Genomic DNA, 18,944 nt, shown 5'->3' on the forward strand with positions numbered 1-18,944 from the left:
CGGGGTTGAAGTCAGCGGGGTGGTCACGGCAGCGCCTTGCGGGCGGTGGCGAAGCGTGGCCGGTTGTTGAGGTCCGGGTGATCGGCCGCGTCGGCCCAGCCCCGCTCCTCGGTGAAGATCCACGGCACCTGGCCGCCCTGGGTGTCGGCGTGCTCGATGACGACGACGCCGCCGGGACGCAGCAGCCGGTGCGCGGTGCGCTCGATGCCCCGGATGAGGTCGAGTCCGTCCTCGCCGGAGAACAACGCCAGCTCGGGGTCGTAGTCGCGGGCCTCGGGGGCGACGTACTCCCATTCGGTGAGCGGGATGTACGGCGGGTTGGAGATGACCAGGTCGACCTGGCCGTCGAGGTCCGGGAAGGCGGTGAGGGCATCGCCCTGGCGCAGGTCGACCCGCGAGCCGGCCACGTTCTTCCGCGTCCACACCAGGGCGTCCTCGGACAGCTCCACGGCGTGCACGCGCGAGCGCGGGACCTCCTGGGCGAGGGCGAGCGCGATGGCGCCGGAGCCGGTGCACAGGTCGACGATGCACGGCTCGACGACGTCCATGGCGCGGACCGCGTCTATGGCCCAGCCGACCACGGACTCGGTCTCCGGCCGGGGCACGAACACCCCGGGCCCGACCTGGAGTTCCAGGTAGCGGAAGTAGGCCCGGCCGGTGATGTGCTGGAGCGGCTCACGCTGCTCGCGCCGGGCGATGACCTCCCAGTACCGGGCGTCGAAGTCGGCGTCCTTCACGGAGTGCAGTGCACCGCGCTTCACGCCGTGCACGAACGCGGCCAGCTCCTCCGCGTCGTTGCGCGGCGAGGGCACACCGGCGTCGGCCAGCCGCTGGGTGGCCTGGGCCACCTCGGCGAGCAGCAGGTTCACGCGAGTCCTCCGTGTCGTACTCGTGCGTACGGGTGTTACGCGGCGGCGAGCTTCGCCGCCGAGTCGGCGTCGACGCAGGCCTGGATGACCGCGTCGAGCTCGCCGTCCAGGACCTGGTCCAAGTTGTACGCCTTGAAGCCGACGCGGTGGTCCGAGATGCGGTTCTCCGGGAAGTTGTAGGTGCGGATCTTCTCGGAGCGGTCGACGGTACGGACCTGGCTGCGGCGGGCGTCGGCGGCCTCCCGCTCCGCCTCCTCCTGGGCCGCTGCGAGCAGCCTGGAGCGCAGGATACGCATCGCCTGCTCCTTGTTCTGCAGCTGGCTCTTCTCGTTCTGGCAGGAGGCGACGACTCCGGTCGGCAGGTGCGTGATGCGCACGGCGGAGTCGGTGGTGTTCACGGACTGGCCGCCCGGGCCGGAGGACCGGTAGACGTCGATGCGGAGGTCGTTCGGGTTGATCTCGACGTCGATCTCCTCCGCCTCCGGCGTGACCAGGACGCCGGCCGCGGACGTGTGGATCCGGCCCTGGGACTCGGTCGCCGGGACGCGCTGCACGCGGTGCACGCCGCCCTCGTACTTCAGCCGGGCCCAGACGCCCTGGCCGGGCTCGGTGGCGCCCTGGCCGCCCTTGGTCTTCACGGCGACCTGGACGTCCTTGTAGCCGCCCAGCTCGGACTCGGTGGCGTCGATGATCTCGGTCTTCCAGCCCACGCGCTCGGCGTAGCGCAGGTACATCCGCAGCAGGTCGCCGGCGAACAGGGCCGACTCGTCGCCGCCCGCGCCCGCCTTGATCTCCAGGATGACGTCCTTGTCGTCGCTGGGGTCGCGCGGGACCAGCAGCAGGCGCAGCTTCTCGGTCAGCTCCTCGCGCTGCTTCTCCAGGTCCTTGGCCTCGGCCGCGAAGTCGGGGTCGTCGGCGGCGAACTCCCGCGCGGTCCCGATGTCGTCGCCGGTCTGCTTCCAGGAGCGGTACGTGGCGACGATCGGGGTCAGCTCGGCGTAGCGCTTGTTCAGCTTGCGCGCGTTCGCCTGGTCGGCGTGGACCGACGGGTCGGCGAGCGTCTTCTCCAGATCGGCGTGCTCGGCGACGAGTTCCTCGACGGCCTCGAACATCTTGGGCTCCTGTACTGCGGTGAAGGGAAGGAGGGGCGACCAAAAACGCCGGTCCCGGGCACACCCCGGAGAAGGGCGCGACCGTGGACCGGCGAAATGGGGCTCGCTACTTCTTGGAGCCGGCAGCCTTGCCGAAGCGGGCCTCGAAGCGGGCCACACGGCCACCGGTGTCGAGGATCTTCTGCTTGCCCGTGTAGAACGGGTGGCACTCGGAGCAGACCTCGGCCCGGATGGCGCCGGACGCGATGGTGCTACGGGTGGTGAACGACGCGCCACAGGTGCAGCTGACCTGCGTCTCGACGTACTCGGGGTGGATGTCGCGCTTCAAGGTGTCTCCTAGGTTTCGGGAGGGCGCCGGGTCGCCGCCGCGGGGTGCGGGAGCGTGAACCGGAGCCGACGTACCAGTCTGCCAGGACTGGGGCCATCCACCCAAACCGGGGGTGCGGCTGTTCTATTCCTGCGGCTGAGCGGGGTGCGCGGCCCTAGTTCACCACGCCGTTGGCCTCACCCGTGGCCGTGCCCTCCGTGGCCGACTTCGGGATCGGTCTGTCGTTCTTCAGGGCGTCCCAGACCAGCTGTGCCTTGGACTTGGCCAGCAGGACGCGGTTGGGGTTGGCCGGGTCGTACTGGACGGGCATCGTCACCATCTTCATGTGGGACGAGCTGATGCCCTGGAGGTTGCCCGCGAAGTCCATCAGGGAGTTGACCGAGCCGAGGTCGGAGTCGGTGGTGACGGCCTTGGTGGCGGTGTCGGCGAGGTCGTACAGCTTCTTGGGGTTCGTGAAGACGCCGACGTGCTTGACCTGGTCGATCAGCGCCTTGATGAACGCCTGCTGGAGCTGGATGCGGCCCAGGTCGGAGCCGTCGCCCACGCCGTGCCGGGTGCGGACCAGGCCGAGGGCCTGTTCGCCGTTCAGGGTGTGGGGGCCGGCCTTGAGGTTCAGGTGGCTCTGCGGGTCGCGGATGTCCTTCGTCGTGGTGACCCGGACACCGCCGAGGTCGTCGATGAGCTCCTGGAAGCCCGCGAAGTCGACCTCGAGGTAGTGGTCCATGCGGATGCCGGTGATCGACTCGACGGTCTTCACCGCGCAGGCCGCGCCGCCGGTGGAGTACGCCTCGTTGAACATCACGCCGGACGCGGCGGCGTGCTGGGTGCCCTGCGTGTCGGTGCACTGCGGGCGGTCGACGAGGGTGTCCCGCGGGATCGAGACCACGCTGGCCGTCTTGTGACCCTCGTACACGTGGACGATCATCGCCGTGTCGGAGCGGGCGCTGCCGTCGTCGGTGCCGCCGCCGAGCTTCTTGTTCGCGCCGGAGCGGGTGTCCGAGCCAAGGACCAGGATGTTCTCGGAACCGTTGTCGATCTTCATGGGCCGGTCGGTGCCGAGGGCCTGGTTGATGTCGACGCTGTGCAGGTTGCCGTTGAGCTTGAAGTACACGTACCCGGCGCCGGTGCCGCCCAGCACGACCACGCCCGCGGCCGTCCAGGCCGTCGCGCGCATGGTCCTGCGGCCCGTGCTGGGCGCCTTGCGGCGGCGCCCCTTGCCCCGGCGGCGGGGCCCGGTCGTGCCCGGCTCGGATATGGCGGGCTCGGGCGTGCTCTCGGCGGCCACATCGCTCCTAGGTCTCGGTGGTCGGTTACCCCCTGCAGTCAGGGTCAGGCGCGGTTGTCACCGCTCCATCGTCGCTCCGACCGGTCAGACGGAGAAACTCGGGAAAGGGTTGCACAACGCACTGTGCCCGTCGCGTGCAGCGACGGGCACAGTGCGTTGCCGTACGGGTCGGGCGTACCCGGCTCACCTGCGATTTCAGCCGGAGATGTCGTACTGCTCGGCACCGGCCCCGATTGTCCTGGGTGTGGCAAAGGTCTCGCCGATCGCCGTGCCCGTGCCCGGGTACAGGCGGTGCCGCCGGAGCTTGTACCGGTTCCGGGTGGTGCTGGGCTCGAACGGCGCCGTTGCCCTCCAAGGGGCCCGTGGGGCGCCCGACCTCCGCAGCGCCGAAAGGCCGCCCCCTGTCACTCCTGTGACAGGGGGCGGCCCTACTCCGACCTGCGGGTCAGCACCCTTGAAGGCTCAGGTGAACGCGCGAGCGACGACGGCGATCCGCGTCGTCGGCCGGTCACCGTCACCTGGACGGCGCTCGGCCGCTAGTCGCCGTTGCCCGGCGTCGGCGTCGTCTTCTGGATCTGCATCAGGAACTCGCCGTTCGACTTGGTCTGCTTCATCTTGTCGAGAAGCAGCTCGATCGCCTGCTGCTGGTCCAGCGCGTGCAGCACCCGGCGGAGCTTCCAGACGACGGCCAGCTCCTCGTTGCCGAGCAGGATCTCTTCCTTACGGGTACCGGACGCGTCCACGTCCACCGCCGGGAAGATGCGCTTGTCGGCGAGCTTCCGGTCGAGCTTGAGCTCCATGTTGCCGGTGCCCTTGAACTCCTCGAAGATCACCTCGTCCATGCGGGACCCGGTGTCCACCAGGGCGGTGGCGAGGATGGTCAGCGAGCCGCCGTCCTCGATGTTCCGCGCCGCACCGAAGAACCGCTTCGGCGGGTACAGGGCGGTCGAGTCGACACCACCGGACAGGATGCGGCCGGAGGCCGGCGCCGCCAGGTTGTAGGCGCGGCCCAGTCGCGTGATGGAGTCGAGCAGCACGACCACGTCGTGACCCAGCTCCACCAGGCGCTTGGCGCGCTCGATGGCCAGCTCGGCGACCGTGGTGTGGTCCTCGGCCGGGCGGTCGAAGGTCGAGGAGATGACCTCGCCCTTGACCGACCGCTGCATGTCGGTGACCTCTTCCGGACGCTCGTCGACGAGGACGACCATCAGGTGGCACTCGGGGTTGTTGTGCGTGATCGCGTTGGCGATCGCCTGCATGATCATGGTCTTGCCGGTCTTCGGCGGGGCCACGATCAGACCGCGCTGACCCTTACCGATCGGCGACACGAGGTCGATGATGCGGGTGGTGAGCACGCCCGGGTCGGTCTCCAGGCGGAGCCGGTCCTGCGGGTAGAGCGGGGTCAGCTTGTTGAACTCCGGGCGGCCACGGCCGTGTTCGGGCGCCATGCCGTTGACGGAGTCCAGGCGGACCAGCGCGTTGAACTTCTCGCGGCGCTCGCCCTCCTTCGGCTGACGGACCGCACCGGTGACGTGGTCGCCCTTGCGCAGGCCGTTCTTGCGGACCTGGGCGAGGGAGACGTACACGTCGTTCGGGCCCGGCAGGTAGCCGGAGGTCCGGATGAAGGCGTAGTTGTCGAGGATGTCCAGGATGCCCGCGACGGGGATCAGGACGTCGTCCTCGGCCAGCTGCGGCTCGACCGCCATGTCGTCACGGCCGCGACGGCCACGACGGTCGCGGTAGCGGCCACGACGGCCACGACGGCCGCCCTCGAAGTCGTCGTCGTCCTGCTGCTGCTGGCGGTCCTGACGACCGCCGCCCTGCTGAGCCTGCTGCTGACGCTGGCCGCCCTGGCCCTGCTGGTCGTCGCCCTTGTTGCGGCGGTCGCGGTCCCGGCCACGCTCGCGGCGGTCGCGGCGGCCACGGCCCTCGCCGTCACCGGCGTCGCCCCTGGCCTCGCCCTGCTGCTGCGTGGCGGTCTCGGCCTTCGGCTCGGCCTTGGCCTCGGCGGCGGCGCTCTCGGCACCGTTCTGCGCCGGGCTGCCCGCGTCGGCGGTGGCGCGGCGGCGACGGCGCTCGGTCGGGGCGTCGTCTCCCCCACGCTCGGCTTCGCCCCCGCGGGCGGCCGGCTGGCCGGGGATCTCGATCTGCTGCTGGGCCACGGCCTTCTCGGCGGGCGTCTCGGCGGCCTTCTCGGCCTTCTTGCCGGCGTCCTCACCGGTACGGGCCTTGGAGGTGGCCCGGCGCTTCGGCTTGGTCTCGGTGGCGTCCCCGGCGGGGGAGGACGCTGCCTTGGGGGCGGCGCCCCCGGTGGCCTGCGCCTCCTTGATGACCTCGATCAGCTGGCTCTTGCGCATCCGCGCGGTGCCCCTGATCCCGAGGCCCGAGGCGACCTGCTGCAGCTCGGCCAGCACCATGCCCTCGAGGCCGGTACCGCGGCGCCGCCGGGAGCCGGCACCGGCGGCAGGCGCGGAGGCGTCCGTGGCGGGCGCGGCAGCGGTCTCCTCGACACGTGCGCCCATCAGATCGGTGGTGTCGCTCACGAAGGGTCCTTCCCTGGAGCGGACGTCGGCCTGTCTGGCTCGGCGACCGGTTGTGCTGTCCGACTACGGTCCTGTCTTCTGTGAACCGTGCCGGGGCGGTGGTCCGCCAAAGCGGCGGAAGAAATGTGCGGTGATGGCGCTTCCGCGAGTCGTGGCACCCAGTGTCACGCGGCGTGGGAGCACCAGTTCCGAAGCGTGCCCGGCGGCCCGCTCAGTGCCCGCATACGACGTACTGCCCAGGTACGGCGCAAGGAACACGGAGTGGCGCGGGAGGCTCCCGGAAGAATGTCTGTCCCGGACGGGGACACGAGGCACCTCGCCATGGTGGGGTCGGGTGCAGACTTGAGATTAACACTACCGGATCCAACAAACATTCCCCCTCTCCAAATCCGGCAACCGTGTGTCAGGTCGCAAGCGGCAGCACGCTCGCTCCCTGGACGTCCAGGTCCAGCCGGTTGGCGGCCCAGCCCGCACCCGCGAGGTGAGACACCTTGTCGGCGCTGTCGGCGTCGGCGAGGGCCATGACGGTGGGGCCGGCGCCCGAGATCACGGCCGGGATGCCGTCGCCGCGCAGCCGCTCCACCAGTGCCGCGCTCTCCGGCATGGCCGGGGCGCGGTACTCCTGGTGCAGACGGTCCTCGGTGGCGGGCAGCAGCAGCTCGGGGCGCCTGGTCAGGGCCTCGACGAGCAGGGCGGCGCGGCCCGCGTTGGCGGCGGCGTCGACGTGCGGCACGGTGCGCGGGAGCAGGCCGCGCGCGGTCTCGGTCAGGACCGGCTTTCCGGGTACGAAAACCACCGGAACGATGGAATCGTGCGGCTCCATCCTGATGGCCCGGGCGGCGCCGGCCTCCATCCAGGACAGGGTGAAACCACCGAGCAGACAGGCGGCCACGTTGTCCGGGTGGCCCTCGATCTCGGTGGCCAGCTCCAGCAGCGCGGCGTCGTCCATGCGGGCCTCGCCGCCTATGGTCACGGCGCGGGCGGCGACGATGCCGGCGCAGATGGCGGCGGAGGAGGAGCCCAGGCCCCGGCCGTGCGGGATGCGGTTGGCGCAGACGATCTCCAGACCGCGGGGCTGTCCGCCCAGCAGGTCGAAGGCGGTGCGCAGGGAGCGGACGAGGAGGTGGCTCTCGTCCCGCGGGAGGGTCTCGCCGCCCTCGCCCGCGATGTCGATGTGCAGCCCGGTGTCGGCCACCCGGACGACCACGTCGTCGTAGAGCCCCAGCGCGAGACCCAGGGCATCGAAACCCGGGCCGAGATTGGCGCTGGTGGCGGGAACGCGCACCCGGACGGCGGCGGCGCGGAAGGCTGGACCGGCCATCGCTCGAAGACTCTCCTTGAGCTGCGTGACGGTCGAATGACGCTCGAGGGATTCGATGGTCATTCGGTGGACTGCCGATGACTGACGTACGAAGACCCGTCGGGCCGCGGAGACGACGCGGCCTCGTGCCATACGCGAGGGCATATGCGGTAGGCGGGTTCGCTACAGCCTATCGAAGGAAGGTTCTGTGGCGACATAGGGCGCACAGGAGGCGCACGATGCGTGTCGTAAGCCCCCTGTGCACCGCGTCAGGGATTCACCGGAACCGGGGCGCTCAGGCGAGGCCGAGACGCTCGGCGGCGGTGGCCGCGTCGACCGGGACGGTGACCGGCTGCGGGGCGCCGGCGACGGCCCAGTCGGGGTCCTTCAGGCCGTTGCCGGTGACGGTGCACACGATGCGCTGGCCCGGGTCGACCTTCCCCTGCTCGGCGGCCTTGAGCAGACCGGCCACCGAGGCGGCGGAGGCGGGCTCCACGAAGACACCCTCCTGCGCGGCCAACAGGCGGTAGGCGCGCAGGATCTCACGGTCCGTCACCTCGTCGATGGCGCCGCCGGACTCGTCCCGCGCGGCCAGGGCGTACTGCCATGAGGCGGGGTTGCCGATGCGGATGGCGGTGGCGATGGTCGACGGGTCCTTGACGACCTCGCCGCGCACGATCGGGGCACTGCCGGACGCCTGGAAGCCCCACATGCGGGGGGTCCCGGAGGAGATGCCGTCGGCGGCGTACTCCTTGTAGCCCTTCCAGTAGGCCGTGATGTTGCCCGCGTTGCCGACCGGGAGGACATGGATGTCGGGGGCGTCGCCGAGCATGTCCACGATCTCGAAGGCGGCCGTCTTCTGGCCCTCGATGCGCACCGGGTTGACCGAATTCACCAGCGCCACGGGGTAGTTCTCGCTCAGTGCCCGCGCCAGGGTGAGGCAGTCGTCGAAGTTGCCGTCGACCTGGAGGATCTTCGCGCCGTGCACGAGGGCTTGGCCCATCTTGCCGAGGGCGATCTTGCCCTGCGGCACCAGCACGGCGGACACCATGCCCGCCCGCACCGCGTAGGCGGCGGCGGAGGCAGAGGTGTTGCCCGTGGAGGCACAGATGACGGCCTTCGCCCCCTCCTCCTTGGCCTTGCTGATGGCCATGGTCATGCCGCGGTCCTTGAAGGACCCGGTGGGGTTGGCCCCCTCCACCTTCAGGTGGACCTCGCAGCCCGTGCGCTCGGAGAGCACCTGCGCGGGCACGAGGGGGGTGCCGCCCTCGCGGAGCGTCACGACCGGCGTGGTGTCGGATACCGGCAGCCGGTCCCGGTACTCCTCGATGATTCCGCGCCACTGGTGGGTCATTGTTGGTTACTCTCCTTCAACCCGCATGATGCTGGCGACACCCCGCACGGTGTCGAGCTTGCGCAGTGCCTCGACGGTCCCGGAGAGGGAGGCGTCGGAGGCCCGGTGGGTGACGACGACGAGGGAGGCCTCGCCGTCCTTGCCCTGCTGCCGAACGGTGTCGATCGACACCCTGTGCTCGGCGAAGACGGTCGCGACCTGGGCGAGCACACCCGGTTTGTCCGCGACGTCGAGGCTGATGTGGTAGCGCGTGACGACGTCGCCCATCGGGGAGACGGTCAGGTCGGCGTACGCCGACTCGCCGGGCCCGGTGGCGCCGTTCAGCCGGTTGCGGCAGACCGCGACGAGGTCGCCGAGCACGGCGGAGGCGGTGGGCGAACCACCGGCGCCGGGCCCGTAGAACATCAGCTGTCCGGCCGCGTCGCTCTCCACGAACACGGCGTTGTACGCGCCGCGCACGGAGGCGAGCGGATGGCTCAGCGGAATCATGGCGGGATGCACGCGCGCGGTGACGGACGCCCCGTCCCTGGACCGCTCGCAGATGGCGAGCAGCTTGATGGTGCAGCCCATCTCCTTGGCGGAGCGGAAGTCGGCGGCGGTGACCTCGATCATGCCCTCGCGGTAGACGTCGTCCAGGCGCACGCGCGTGTGGAAGGCGATTCCGGCGAGGATGGCGGCCTTGGCGGCGGCGTCGAAGCCCTCGACGTCGGCGGTCGGGTCGGCTTCGGCGTACCCGAGCGCGGTGGCCTCGTCCAGGGCCTCCTGGTACCCGGCGCCCGTGGAGTCCATCTTGTCGAGGATGAAGTTGGTGGTGCCGTTGACGATGCCGAGCACCCGGTTGACCTTGTCACCGGCGAGCGACTCGCGCAGCGGCCGGATCAGCGGGATGGCGCCGGCGACGGCGGCCTCGTAGTAGAGGTCCTTGCCGTGCTCCCCCGCGGCGGCGTGCAGGGCGGCGCCGTCCTGGGCGAGCAGGGCCTTGTTGGCGGAGACGACGGAGGCGCCGTGCTCGAAGGCGGTGGTGATGAGCGTCCGGGCGGGCTCGATCCCGCCGATGACCTCCACCACCACGTCGATGTCGCCGCGTTTGACGAGGGCGGTGGCATCGGTGGTGACGAGCGCGGGGTCGATGCCCTCGCGCTCCTTGCCGGTACGCCGCACCGCCACGCCGGCGAGCTCCACCGGGGCCCCGATCCGGGCGGCGAGGTCGTCGGCGTGCGTCGTCATGATGCGCGCCACCTCTGAGCCGACCACTCCACAGCCCAGCAGCGCCACCTTCAGCGGACGCGTACGCATCATCCGACCTCGTTTCCTCATACCGTCTACGGTTGGACCAGTCTCACTCACCGGACGGGAGTTTCTACCCTTCGTCCGGATCGTGAGACATCTATTTCATTTGTACGGGACCGGAAGACCGTAGATCTTCCGGCCCCCGCACGGCGTCACCCGGCGACCGAGATCTTCCGGCCCTTCGGCGTCACCCGGCGACCGTGACCCTCCGGCCTCCGCGCAGCGTCACCCGGCGACCGTGGACCCTCCGGCCTCCGCGCAGCGTCACCCGACGTCGAGACGGAGGAGGTCCTCCTCCGTCTCACGCCGGACGATCTCCCGGGCCGCCCCGTCCTGTACGGCGACGACGGGCGGCCGGAGCACGTGGTTGTAGTTGCTGGCCATGGACCGGCAGTACGCACCGGTGGCCGGCACCGCGATCAGGTCACCCGGCGCCAGGTCGGCCGGCAGGAACGCGTCCTTCACCACGATGTCCCCGCTCTCGCAGTGCTTGCCGACGACCCGGGCGAGCATCGGCGCGGCGTCGGAGACGCGGGAGACGAGCGCGACGCTGTACTCGGCGTCGTACAGCGCGGTCCGGATGTTGTCCGACATGCCGCCGTCGACGGAGACGTACGTCCGCAGCCCGTCGAGCTGCTTGACGGTGCCGACCTCGTAGAGGGTGAAGGCGGTGGGGCCGACGATGGCGCGCCCCGGCTCGACGGAGATCCGAGGGGTCCGCAGCCCGGCGCTGTCGCACTCCCGCGCGACGATCTCGGTGAGCGCCTTGGCGATCTCGTGCGGCTCACGGGGGTCGTCGTCACTGGTGTAGGCGATGCCGAGCCCACCGCCGAGATCGATCTCGGGCAGCTCGACCCCGTGCTCGTCCCGGACGTCCTTGAGCAGGCCGACCACCCGGTGGGCGGCGACCTCGAAGCCCGACATGTCGAAGATCTGCGACCCGATGTGGGAGTGGATGCCGATCAGCTCGAGCCCGTCGAGCTCCAGGGCCCGCCGTACCGCCTCGGCGGCCTGCCCCCCGGCGAGCGGAATCCCGAACTTCTGGTCCTCGTGGGCAGTGGCGATGAACTCGTGCGTGTGCGCCTCCACGCCCACGGTGATCCGGATCTGGACCTTCTGCCGCTTGCCGAGCGACTGCGCCGCGTGGGCGACCCGCACGATCTCCTGGAAGGAGTCGAGAACGATCCGCCCCACGCCGGCGCTTATCGCGCGGTGGATCTCCTCGGTGGACTTGTTGTTGCCGTGGAAGGCGATGCGCTCGGCGGGCATCCCGGCGGACAGCGCGGTGGCCAGCTCCCCTCCGGAGCACACGTCCAGATTGAGCCCCTCCTCGTTCAGCCACCGCACGACGGCCCGGGACAGGAACGCCTTCCCGGCGTAGAAGACGTCGGCGTCCGGACCGAAGGCGGTGCGCCAGGCACGCGCCCGGGCCCGGAAGTCGGCCTCGTCGAGGATGTAGGCGGGCGTGCCGAACTCCTCGGCGAGCCGGGTGACGGGGATCCCCCCGACGGTGACCACACCGTCTTCGGTCCGGCCGACGGTCTGGGCCCACACCTTGGGGTCGAGGACGTTGAGGTCGGCGGGCGGCGCGGTGTAGTGCCCCTCGGGCAGGACGTCGGCGTGACGGGGCCCGGCGGGATGGGCGGAACGGCTCATGACGTGGCTCTCAGACTCTCTGTCTCTCTCCGGGGCGCATCCTCATCGGGCGCCTCAGAGGTGTTCGGGTGCGTCGATACCGAGCAGGGACAGGCCGCCGGCCAGCACCGTCCCGGCGGCTTCGGCGAGGGCCAGCCGGGCCCGGTGGGCGGCCGAGGGTTTCTCCTCGCCGACGGGAAGCACGAAGGGCAACAGCGGCAGTACGGCATCGGCAACGGTGACGAGATGCCGGGCAAGCCGGTCCGGGGCACGGTGGGTGGCGGCCACGGTGAGAACGCGGGGGTGGTCGGCGAGGGGGGTCAACAGGGGGCGGACGGGGGGGGTGGGGCGGGGGGCGGTGGGGGTGGGGCCTTGGGCGTCGGAGGTGGCGCCAGGGGCGTCGGAGGTGGCGCTTTGGGCGTCGGAGGTGGCGCCAGGGGCGTCGGGGGTGGGGCGGGGGCCGGTCGGGGTCGGGCTGTGGCCGGCGGAGGTGGGGCCGGAGTTCGGGGCGTCCGGCTCGGTGATGGTGCCGGGGCCGGTCGCGGCCGGGTGGGCGATGGGGCCGGAGTTCGGGGCGCCCGACTCGGTGATGGTGCCGGGGCCGGTCGCGGCCGGGTGGGCGATGGGGCCGGGCTCGGCGGTGAAGCCGAGGCGGACGGCGTTACGGCTGAGGGAACGGATGCGGGCGTGGGCGTACCGCACGCGGAACAGCGGATTGCTCTCTCGCTGGACCAGATGATCGGCGGTGATCCGGGGCCGGTCGTGCGGGGCGGGGTGGAGCAGGGCCCACTGGGCGGCGTCATGGCCGAGCGGGGCCGGGTCCTCCGGGGCGGGCACGGGCCGCAGATTGACGGGCTCGCCGTGCTCGACGGTGGCCCGGCCGCCCTGTGTCCCGACCATCCGTACGACGGCGTCGGCGACGACCTCGGCACGCACCTCGTACGGCACCCGCAGCGCGACGACCTGACCGGCGAGGGCGTCGCCATGCCCGTACCGGGTGCCCTTCTCCCGAATCTCCCGCACCAGCCCGACGACGGGGTCGGCCTGCGCGTCGAGGCTGATGTTGAGGAAACCGGGCCCGGTGACGACGACGTCCCGGATGCCGGCGGTCTCGGCGAGACGGGGCCGCAGGATCTCGGCGACCCGCAGGGGCGGCTGCCCGGCCGGCCGGGCGAGCTGCAGCGCGATGGTGGTGGCGAAGTCCCCGCATCCGCCGGGCCCAGGTTCGGACACCACGGCACGCTCGGGAACGGTCACGCTCAGCTCCCCGTCGTCGACAGCACGACGCACCGCGTGCAACACGGTGCGGGAGAGCTCGACGGGGGTCACGGGACAAGCGTAGGGGAGGAGGGGGGTCGGTACGCGAGCCGGTTATGCCTGTTCACCTGCCGGACGGATCGCCCTGCGCTCCGCAGGACCTCCCACCGGGAACGCCGCCGGACACGCCACCAGCGCGGGAAACATCGTGAAAGCCGCGGCTTCCGTCACTGTCCCGGGAGTCCTCCGTGCCCATCGGCCGCCCCACACTCGGAAGAACTACCGCGCCCGGCGAAGCCGTCACAACGGCGGAAGACTTCGTGCCCGGGGAAGCTTTCGTGCGCTCCCGGGGGGGGACGCCTTCATGACTGGGGGAGCTTTCGTACCCGGAGAAGCTTCCATCTTTCGTGCCCGGAGAAGCTTCCACGCCGGGGCAGGATGCGCCCGTGGAAGCTTCCGTACCCAGGGACGCTTTCAGGACTGGGGGGAGCTTTCAGGACTGGGTAGAGACCCCATGCCCAGGAAGGCTTTCGTGACCGGGAGAGCCCCCGGGCCCAGGGACGCCTTCATGACCGGGAGAGATCCCGTACCCGGGGATGCCTTCGTACCGGACAGACCCCTCGCCCCCGTCGATCTCCCGATCGACTTCCCCGTCACCACCCCCACCCCGATCTCCTCCGCCACTCCCGTCTCCTCCGCGCCCATCTCCCCCACGGCCCTCTCCCCCAGGCCCGTCTCCCCCTCCGCCCTCGTGCCCGGAACTCCGCTCGATGAGGTGCTTCACGAGCCGTACGAGCTCGGAGGGTTCGAAGGGCTTGGCGAGAAAGGCGTCGACGCCGACGTCGAGGCCGGCCTCGACCTCGTACTGCGTACACGCGCTGATGATGGCGAGAGGCAGGTGCTGTGTACGGGGGTCGGCCCGGAGCCGGGCGGCGGTACGCAGCCCGTCCAGCCGAGGCATGACGACGTCGAGCGTAACGACGTCGGGGCGCACTTGGTGCACCACGTCCAGACACTCGGCACCATCGGCCGCGGTCACGACCTCAAGCCCTTCAAGCTCGAGGTTGACCCTGATCAGTTGCCGGATGACCTTGTTGTCGTCCACAACAAGCACCCGACCCGAAGCGCCTGGCACAACTCGAGAGTAGGTCCGGACCGGCCACCGCGTCCGGGTTTTCCCCACTTCCACCCCGTACAGGGGACCCGCCCACCCGGCCCGGGGAAACGGGTTCCTGATCACCCCCGCGGACCTGCTAATGTTCTACCCGTCGCCGCGAGCAAGAAGCTCAGCGCCCGACACGCCCCCGTAGCTCAGGGGATAGAGCAACGGCCTCCGGAGCCGTGTGCGCAGGTTCGAATCCTGCCGGGGGCACCCAGCATGAGGTGCCCAAAGACCCCGTCACCAGCGGAAACGCTGAGGCCGGGGTCTTCGCGTATGTGCAGGCGTATGCGGCCCGAAGCAGCCGTATGTCGGGGTCTGTGGACGAGGCGTGGACGGGATCTTGAGGCATCGCGGCAGGTCACCTCGGGAAGACCCAACCCTTGTGAACTGTCGACCGGGCCGGCGCCTGGCGGCTTCACGGCCTCGGGAAGCCATCAGGTCGACAGGTCAGCCCTGGGCGGCGGAGCACGAGGACTCAACAGGATCCTCTGCCGCTTGCGGAGTGAGAGCGATGATCCCGGCCCCTTGAACGCGCGTGTCCGCCGTCAGCTTGAACGGGCTGACGCCCAGAGCCGCGGCGATCTCGGGAGCGAGGTCGAAAGCGGCCAACTTCCACTCGTCCTCGGCCTCATCGGGTTCCGTCGCCTCGTCCCATATTGCTGGCAGCCCGAGTTGTTCTCGGCGAACCCGTTCAAGGGGCAGGGGCTCTCCCAGTGTCAGGTAGGCGTCCTCAGCTTCACCGGTCTCGCAGTAGCGCCGCAGCACGACGCCGTCCTGAGCAACGAGCCAAGCCGAACCATCGCCCTGGGATCCGTAGTAGTACGCCTGGGCCTGCCCATAGCGGACGCTCAGGTCCCTGCACAGCCGCAGCACATCATCACTGCGCTCAGCGTCACACGGGTCGCACCACGGGCCGATGACCAAGGTCCACCTGTCCAACTCCGGGCTGACGTACACGCGCGCCCTGCCATCCGGATTGCCCTCGGACTCACCGTGGCCGTCAACATCGATGATTTCCTCGGCCTCAGCGAACGTCACGTGACGAAGCTGGAGAAGCCCCATCATTTCCATGACCCCCACTTGATCGCCCGTCGGTAGAGCGATCCAATGCAACCAGCACGTGGTCAGGACTCTTGGTAAATCAGCAGAAGAGGGCACGAGGACACATTGCCACGAGCTACTACAGCAACGAAGAGGCACCTGGAACTCGCCGGCTCCAGGGGCCTCAAGACAGGTGCCCGCCGGCCGCGGTCGCCTCTCCGCTCGCCGCGCCCGTAGGCAGCAGGTCACCCGCCATGGAGGACGCCATGGCCATCACCGTCGCATCTTCCCTAGGGATCCTCGGGAACTCCGCGCCGCGCACAGTTGGACCCGAGCCGCGCTGGAAAGTCACCCCCACTCCGACGACGCAGCACTGATCGTCACCGAACTCGGCACCCCTACCCTTATGCACACGCCGGCGGCGACACTGCCGGCACCTTCCACGTCACCCTCACCGTTTCCGAACTGACCATCGCCCTCGCCGTAACCGACGCGGGAGACGCCAAGACCACACCGGGGTACGTCGTGGTTGAGCCGGTCGACTCCGTGGCAAAACACCCATTCCGGGCATCGCGAACTGCGGATCGGCCGAGCGCCCTGTAGCAGTGTGATCAACACTCAGCCGATCGTCTGCCGCATGTGCTACCTCTGGCGCCATGAACTTCGATGGAACTGGCAGGGTTCGCCCTGGCGATCTTCCGGCGATGGCCTTCACCATCCTCTCGGAAAGATTCTTCGATGACCAGGGACACTCTGTTTCCTTCCAACTCCGGGACAAGCGGAACACTCAGGACGACCCCTTCGATGAGTACGTCACAGAGCTGTTGCGTCAGGAAATGCCGAAGGAAGTTATTGTTCTCCGTGCGGACAAGCCTCTGGTATCACCGGACGCCGTCATCGCTCGGCCGGAAGAATACGAGCTGCTAGAGGTCGGCGGGGTGGATTACGACCCCCGTGCGATCTTCGGTCTTGAGGTCAAGAAGGTTGATCTCGGAAAGAACGGAAAGCCTGCCCGCTCCGCGGGCTTGGACTACAACAGCACCCCACCGTGCGCGACAATGCGCGTGTACGCCGAGGACGGCAGCGAGATTCGAATCCCGGGCTTCTATCTCTTCGTTGCATTGGAAGGCAACAAAGAGGGCGGCACCGTCCGTGTGCACTCCATGGTGCTGGTAGCCGGCGCCGTCCTCAATAAGGATGTCGACCTGTACGACAGCATCACAGGCACCCGGACAAAGGAGATCGGACTCGGTACCTACGGCGACGGAGCGAATCGCCTGCGCCCTATGCTGCTGTTCTCCAACCCACTCGGCTGGGACTGGATGCTTGGCGCAGCTACGCTGATCAGCGAGCGGAATGACCTCGCGGACGAGCAGCCTCTCATCCATGTGCGCGACATGACCCGCACTGTCTCACCCGGTGTGTTCGAACTCTTCCACTGCTACCGACTTGCCAAGCTATCTCCTCCCAGGGAGGGCACCGCGCTGGATCCCTTCCCGCAGCCGTCGAAGCGTAAGGAAGAGACAGCTCAGCGAGGCCGGTTCCAGATCGACCTGCGAACGTTCACCCTCGGTTAGAGCGCACGCCGAGGACGGCGGCAGCTTCGGCGACTGCCTCGCCGGCTGTCGCCGTTAGCGATTCCACGGTCAGAGAGTTACCGGGAAGCGTGTGCAGCGCGAGGACAGACCCTCTGACTACCGACTCAACATCCGCATAACCGACCTTGACGCCTGCCTCCTGACACTCGCGCAGTGCAGCAACAGCACGTTCTCGCACCGCCTCAACTGTGGCCATCTCAGGAATGGCACGCCCTGCAGGTCGGCACACCACGATTGAGTCCAAGTTGGAGGGATCAGCAGCACTGGACTTAACGGTGCTGGTGCTCATTTCCGCCTTGACGGGCTGGATTGCGGTGATCACCAGTCCCGCGGACTCCAGCGCCTTTACCAACTCGACCCATCCAGTGATGCGTGCTTGATGGAAGGTGAAGGCGAGGATTCCGTTCGACTTGAGCAAACGCGCGCACTCTTTCCACACGGCAGCAATGGCACGGCCAAACTCTGCAGGATCAGCGGACTGAACCTCGTCCGTGTGACGGGTCGTGGCGGACTGCACCGGATAGTCGGTGAAAGGCTGGATTCCGCGAAGCCAGGCGTGGAAGAAGTCCGCAAGCTCACTGTAGTGGACGTTGTCCATAAACGGCGGATCAGTGATTACCAAGTCGACTGATGCGTCCGGAAGATCGAACGAGGCAGACGAGCCGCACTGGACGTACGCACTGGCTCGCCCATGCTCGAAGTCTTTAACGTCTCCCATTTCCAGCGAAAGAGGTTGTGACAATCCGAAAACACGCTCTGGGCCATCACCCACTGGCACGAGGTCATGCGGATCGCGCTTGTATTCCCATGCACGGATGATGCGTGACCGATAAAGCGTGGAGAAAGCCCCTGAGGACGCAGGCGTGCCCCACGGATGCGCTTCGAGCGGCGTCCGCTCGGGCTTCAGTACGTGGTTGGAAAACATGTGACGGACAGCGCCGGTTCCTTCGCCCTTGAAAGAGCAGAAAAGGTTGTTGAACTCCAACACGCCGGAGAAGAGCGCAGCCAGCGCCTCGCGCTCGGAATCCGGGGCGAGATCACGGATTGCCGAGCCGAGCAGCCCCAAGCTGTAGAGTTGACGGGCGTTGAAGAACTGCTGCCACTCACGATAGTTCCAGCGGATCGCCTGCCGGGTGTTGTGTCCGTCGTCGAGCGCGCCGACGGGCAGTACAAGCTCAGAACGCCGCTCGTCTAGAAGCTTCTCGGCTTCTGCATAGAGAGCCAGGTCGAAGTCATCGATCGGTTCGTACAGCCGCGTACCGTCAGCACCGAGTACTTGTTTTGCGTACATCCGGAACCGCGGAGGCTGGTCCTCGAGAGCAGCGAGAACTTTTGTCGTATGTCCTTGCGGGCAGGTCATGTTCGCACGGCTGACTGGTCCAGTCAGGCCCGAGGTACGGCCGCAGGAGTCGCAGACGAGCTGATCATCTTCCACCACGTTGACGATCACGACGGCGTGGCAGTGCGGACACGTCGCCCTACCGGTCGGGTACTTTTTCGGGTAAGCGTGCTGTGCGAACACGTACCGGCTGAACAGTTCCACTGGCGGCGCATCCGAAGGGCATTGTGGGCACGGAGCGAGAGCGACCCAGAAATAGTAGAGGACAGGTCGGCCGTGCTTATCACGATGTAGTTGGTCGATCTCGTGACGAACCTGGGTTTCCACCTGCTTGAATGCGCGGTCCAGGCGCGCGCGGTCCCACGGAGCCAATGCCTGCCGCTGCACCAAAGTGGCAACAGGATTGATATCCCTGCCGACCACCTTTGCACCCAGCTTGGCCGCCTCGGCCAGCGTGGTCCCCGAGCCGGCGAATGGGTCGCAGACTACAAGACCATCGAGCCGCAGTGCATTGCTGTAGCACTCGATCGCGTCCTGTTCGTCCTCCGCCACTGCGGCGGCCAGGATCCCACGGAATACGGAGCCGAGTCGCTGCGCCCACCACTTGTGGGTGTGTGTGGCAGGGCGGTGCACTTCCTTACGCCAAGACTCCCGCTCGGCAGCAGCCGACACGACTCCGGCAGGAAAACCTGTCTCCAGCGCCGTTGCCGCCGGGACCACGCTCCGGATGATCGACGTCGGGCCGTCTTCCGCAGCGCTGAACATGCTCTCCTGCTCGAAGATCGTCACTTGCACCTCCAGGTTCCATCCCAAGTATCTCCGGTCCCCGCC

At 68.8% G+C, this 18,944-nt stretch carries 13 protein-coding genes, 1 tRNA gene and 1 pseudogene; 2 read left to right on the plus strand and 13 right to left on the minus strand.

Going from position 1 to position 18,944, the window contains the following annotated elements; genetic code table 11:
* Window positions 1-23 precede the first annotated feature (23 nt).
* The 11 genes and pseudogenes from prmC to ACIGYR_RS19415 all read right to left on the minus strand — a co-directional run.
* Window positions 24-869, minus strand: a complete 846-nt coding sequence (gene prmC, locus ACIGYR_RS19365; RefSeq protein WP_391840832.1) for a peptide chain release factor N(5)-glutamine methyltransferase — start codon at window positions 867-869, stop codon at window positions 24-26.
* Window positions 870-904: 35 nt separating this feature from the next.
* Entirely contained in the window at window positions 905-1,981 is a 1,077-nt protein-coding gene (gene prfA, locus ACIGYR_RS19370) for a peptide chain release factor 1 (RefSeq protein ID WP_399597938.1), read from the minus strand.
* Window positions 1,982-2,087: 106 nt separating this feature from the next.
* Window positions 2,088-2,309, minus strand: coding sequence for a 50S ribosomal protein L31 (gene rpmE / locus ACIGYR_RS19375; protein WP_269661659.1), 222 nt, complete (start codon window positions 2,307-2,309; stop codon window positions 2,088-2,090).
* A gap of 154 nt (window positions 2,310-2,463) precedes the next feature.
* Window positions 2,464-3,594 (minus strand): LCP family protein, encoded by a 1,131-nt coding sequence (locus ACIGYR_RS19380; RefSeq protein ID WP_399597932.1) that lies wholly within the window; start codon window positions 3,592-3,594, stop codon window positions 2,464-2,466.
* 536 nt (window positions 3,595-4,130) lie between these two features.
* Window positions 4,131-6,137 carry a transcription termination factor Rho gene (rho, locus tag ACIGYR_RS19385; RefSeq protein ID WP_399597930.1) on the minus strand — a complete coding sequence of 669 codons (2,007 nt, stop codon included), beginning with the start codon at window positions 6,135-6,137 and terminating at the stop codon, window positions 4,131-4,133.
* Between the two features lie 403 nt (window positions 6,138-6,540).
* Window positions 6,541-7,458, minus strand: a complete 918-nt coding sequence (gene thrB / locus ACIGYR_RS19390) for a homoserine kinase (RefSeq protein ID WP_399598648.1) — start codon at window positions 7,456-7,458, stop codon at window positions 6,541-6,543.
* Window positions 7,459-7,732: 274 nt separating this feature from the next.
* Window positions 7,733-8,791 (minus strand): threonine synthase, encoded by a 1,059-nt coding sequence (thrC, locus tag ACIGYR_RS19395; RefSeq protein ID WP_391840825.1) that lies wholly within the window; start codon window positions 8,789-8,791, stop codon window positions 7,733-7,735.
* Window positions 8,792-8,797: 6 nt separating this feature from the next.
* Entirely contained in the window at window positions 8,798-10,090 is a 1,293-nt protein-coding gene (locus ACIGYR_RS19400; protein WP_399597927.1) for a homoserine dehydrogenase, read from the minus strand.
* A gap of 255 nt (window positions 10,091-10,345) precedes the next feature.
* Window positions 10,346-11,737 (minus strand): diaminopimelate decarboxylase, encoded by a 1,392-nt coding sequence (gene lysA / locus ACIGYR_RS19405; RefSeq protein ID WP_399597925.1) that lies wholly within the window; start codon window positions 11,735-11,737, stop codon window positions 10,346-10,348.
* 54 nt (window positions 11,738-11,791) lie between these two features.
* Window positions 11,792-13,045, minus strand: a complete 1,254-nt coding sequence (gene nrtL / locus ACIGYR_RS19410; protein ID WP_399597922.1) for an ArgS-related anticodon-binding protein NrtL — start codon at window positions 13,043-13,045, stop codon at window positions 11,792-11,794.
* 619 nt (window positions 13,046-13,664) lie between these two features.
* A pseudogene (locus tag ACIGYR_RS19415) lies at window positions 13,665-14,156 on the minus strand (response regulator); the annotation flags it as partial.
* 117 nt (window positions 14,157-14,273) lie between these two features.
* On the opposite strand from ACIGYR_RS19415, the gene ACIGYR_RS19420 reads away from it, so the two are divergent.
* A tRNA-Arg gene (locus ACIGYR_RS19420) sits at window positions 14,274-14,345 on the plus strand.
* Between the two features lie 237 nt (window positions 14,346-14,582).
* Here the strand turns inward: ACIGYR_RS19420 and ACIGYR_RS19425 are convergent.
* Complete coding sequence (locus tag ACIGYR_RS19425) at window positions 14,583-15,206, minus strand: hypothetical protein (RefSeq protein WP_399597920.1); 624 nt, start codon at window positions 15,204-15,206, stop codon at window positions 14,583-14,585.
* Window positions 15,207-15,880: 674 nt separating this feature from the next.
* Here ACIGYR_RS19425 and ACIGYR_RS19430 point away from each other — a divergent pair.
* Window positions 15,881-16,753: a hypothetical protein gene (locus tag ACIGYR_RS19430; RefSeq protein WP_391840777.1), complete on the plus strand. Its 873-nt coding sequence runs from the start codon at window positions 15,881-15,883 to the stop codon at window positions 16,751-16,753.
* On the opposite strand, the gene ACIGYR_RS19435 is transcribed toward ACIGYR_RS19430, so the two are convergent.
* Entirely contained in the window at window positions 16,740-18,902 is a 2,163-nt protein-coding gene (locus ACIGYR_RS19435; RefSeq protein WP_399597917.1) for a DNA methyltransferase, read from the minus strand. The two genes, ACIGYR_RS19430 and ACIGYR_RS19435, sit on opposite strands and share 14 nt — an antisense overlap.
* Window positions 18,903-18,944 lie beyond the last annotated feature (42 nt).

Origin of the sequence: Streptomyces sp. NPDC053076 (assembly GCF_044546845.1) — a bacterium.
Taxonomy (GTDB): Bacteria; Actinomycetota; Actinomycetes; order Streptomycetales; family Streptomycetaceae; genus Streptomyces.

What these genes read in the sequence shown, in the direction of transcription:
- ACIGYR_RS19400 (WP_399597927.1), bottom strand. Translation starts at nt 10,090, where the DNA reads ATGATGCGTACGCGTCCGCTGAAGGTGGCGCTGCTGGGCTGTGGAGTG.
- ACIGYR_RS19430 (WP_391840777.1), top strand. Translation starts at nt 15,881, where the DNA reads ATGGCCTTCACCATCCTCTCGGAAAGATTCTTCGATGACCAGGGACAC.
- thrB (WP_399598648.1), bottom strand. Translation starts at nt 7,458, where the DNA reads ATGGCCGGTCCAGCCTTCCGCGCCGCCGCCGTCCGGGTGCGCGTTCCC.
- thrC (WP_391840825.1), bottom strand. Translation starts at nt 8,791, where the DNA reads ATGACCCACCAGTGGCGCGGAATCATCGAGGAGTACCGGGACCGGCTG.
- prfA (WP_399597938.1), bottom strand. Translation starts at nt 1,981, where the DNA reads ATGTTCGAGGCCGTCGAGGAACTCGTCGCCGAGCACGCCGATCTGGAG.
- lysA (WP_399597925.1), bottom strand. Translation starts at nt 11,737, where the DNA reads ATGAGCCGTTCCGCCCATCCCGCCGGGCCCCGTCACGCCGACGTCCTG.
- ACIGYR_RS19425 (WP_399597920.1), bottom strand. Translation starts at nt 15,206, where the DNA reads ATGGAAATGATGGGGCTTCTCCAGCTTCGTCACGTGACGTTCGCTGAG.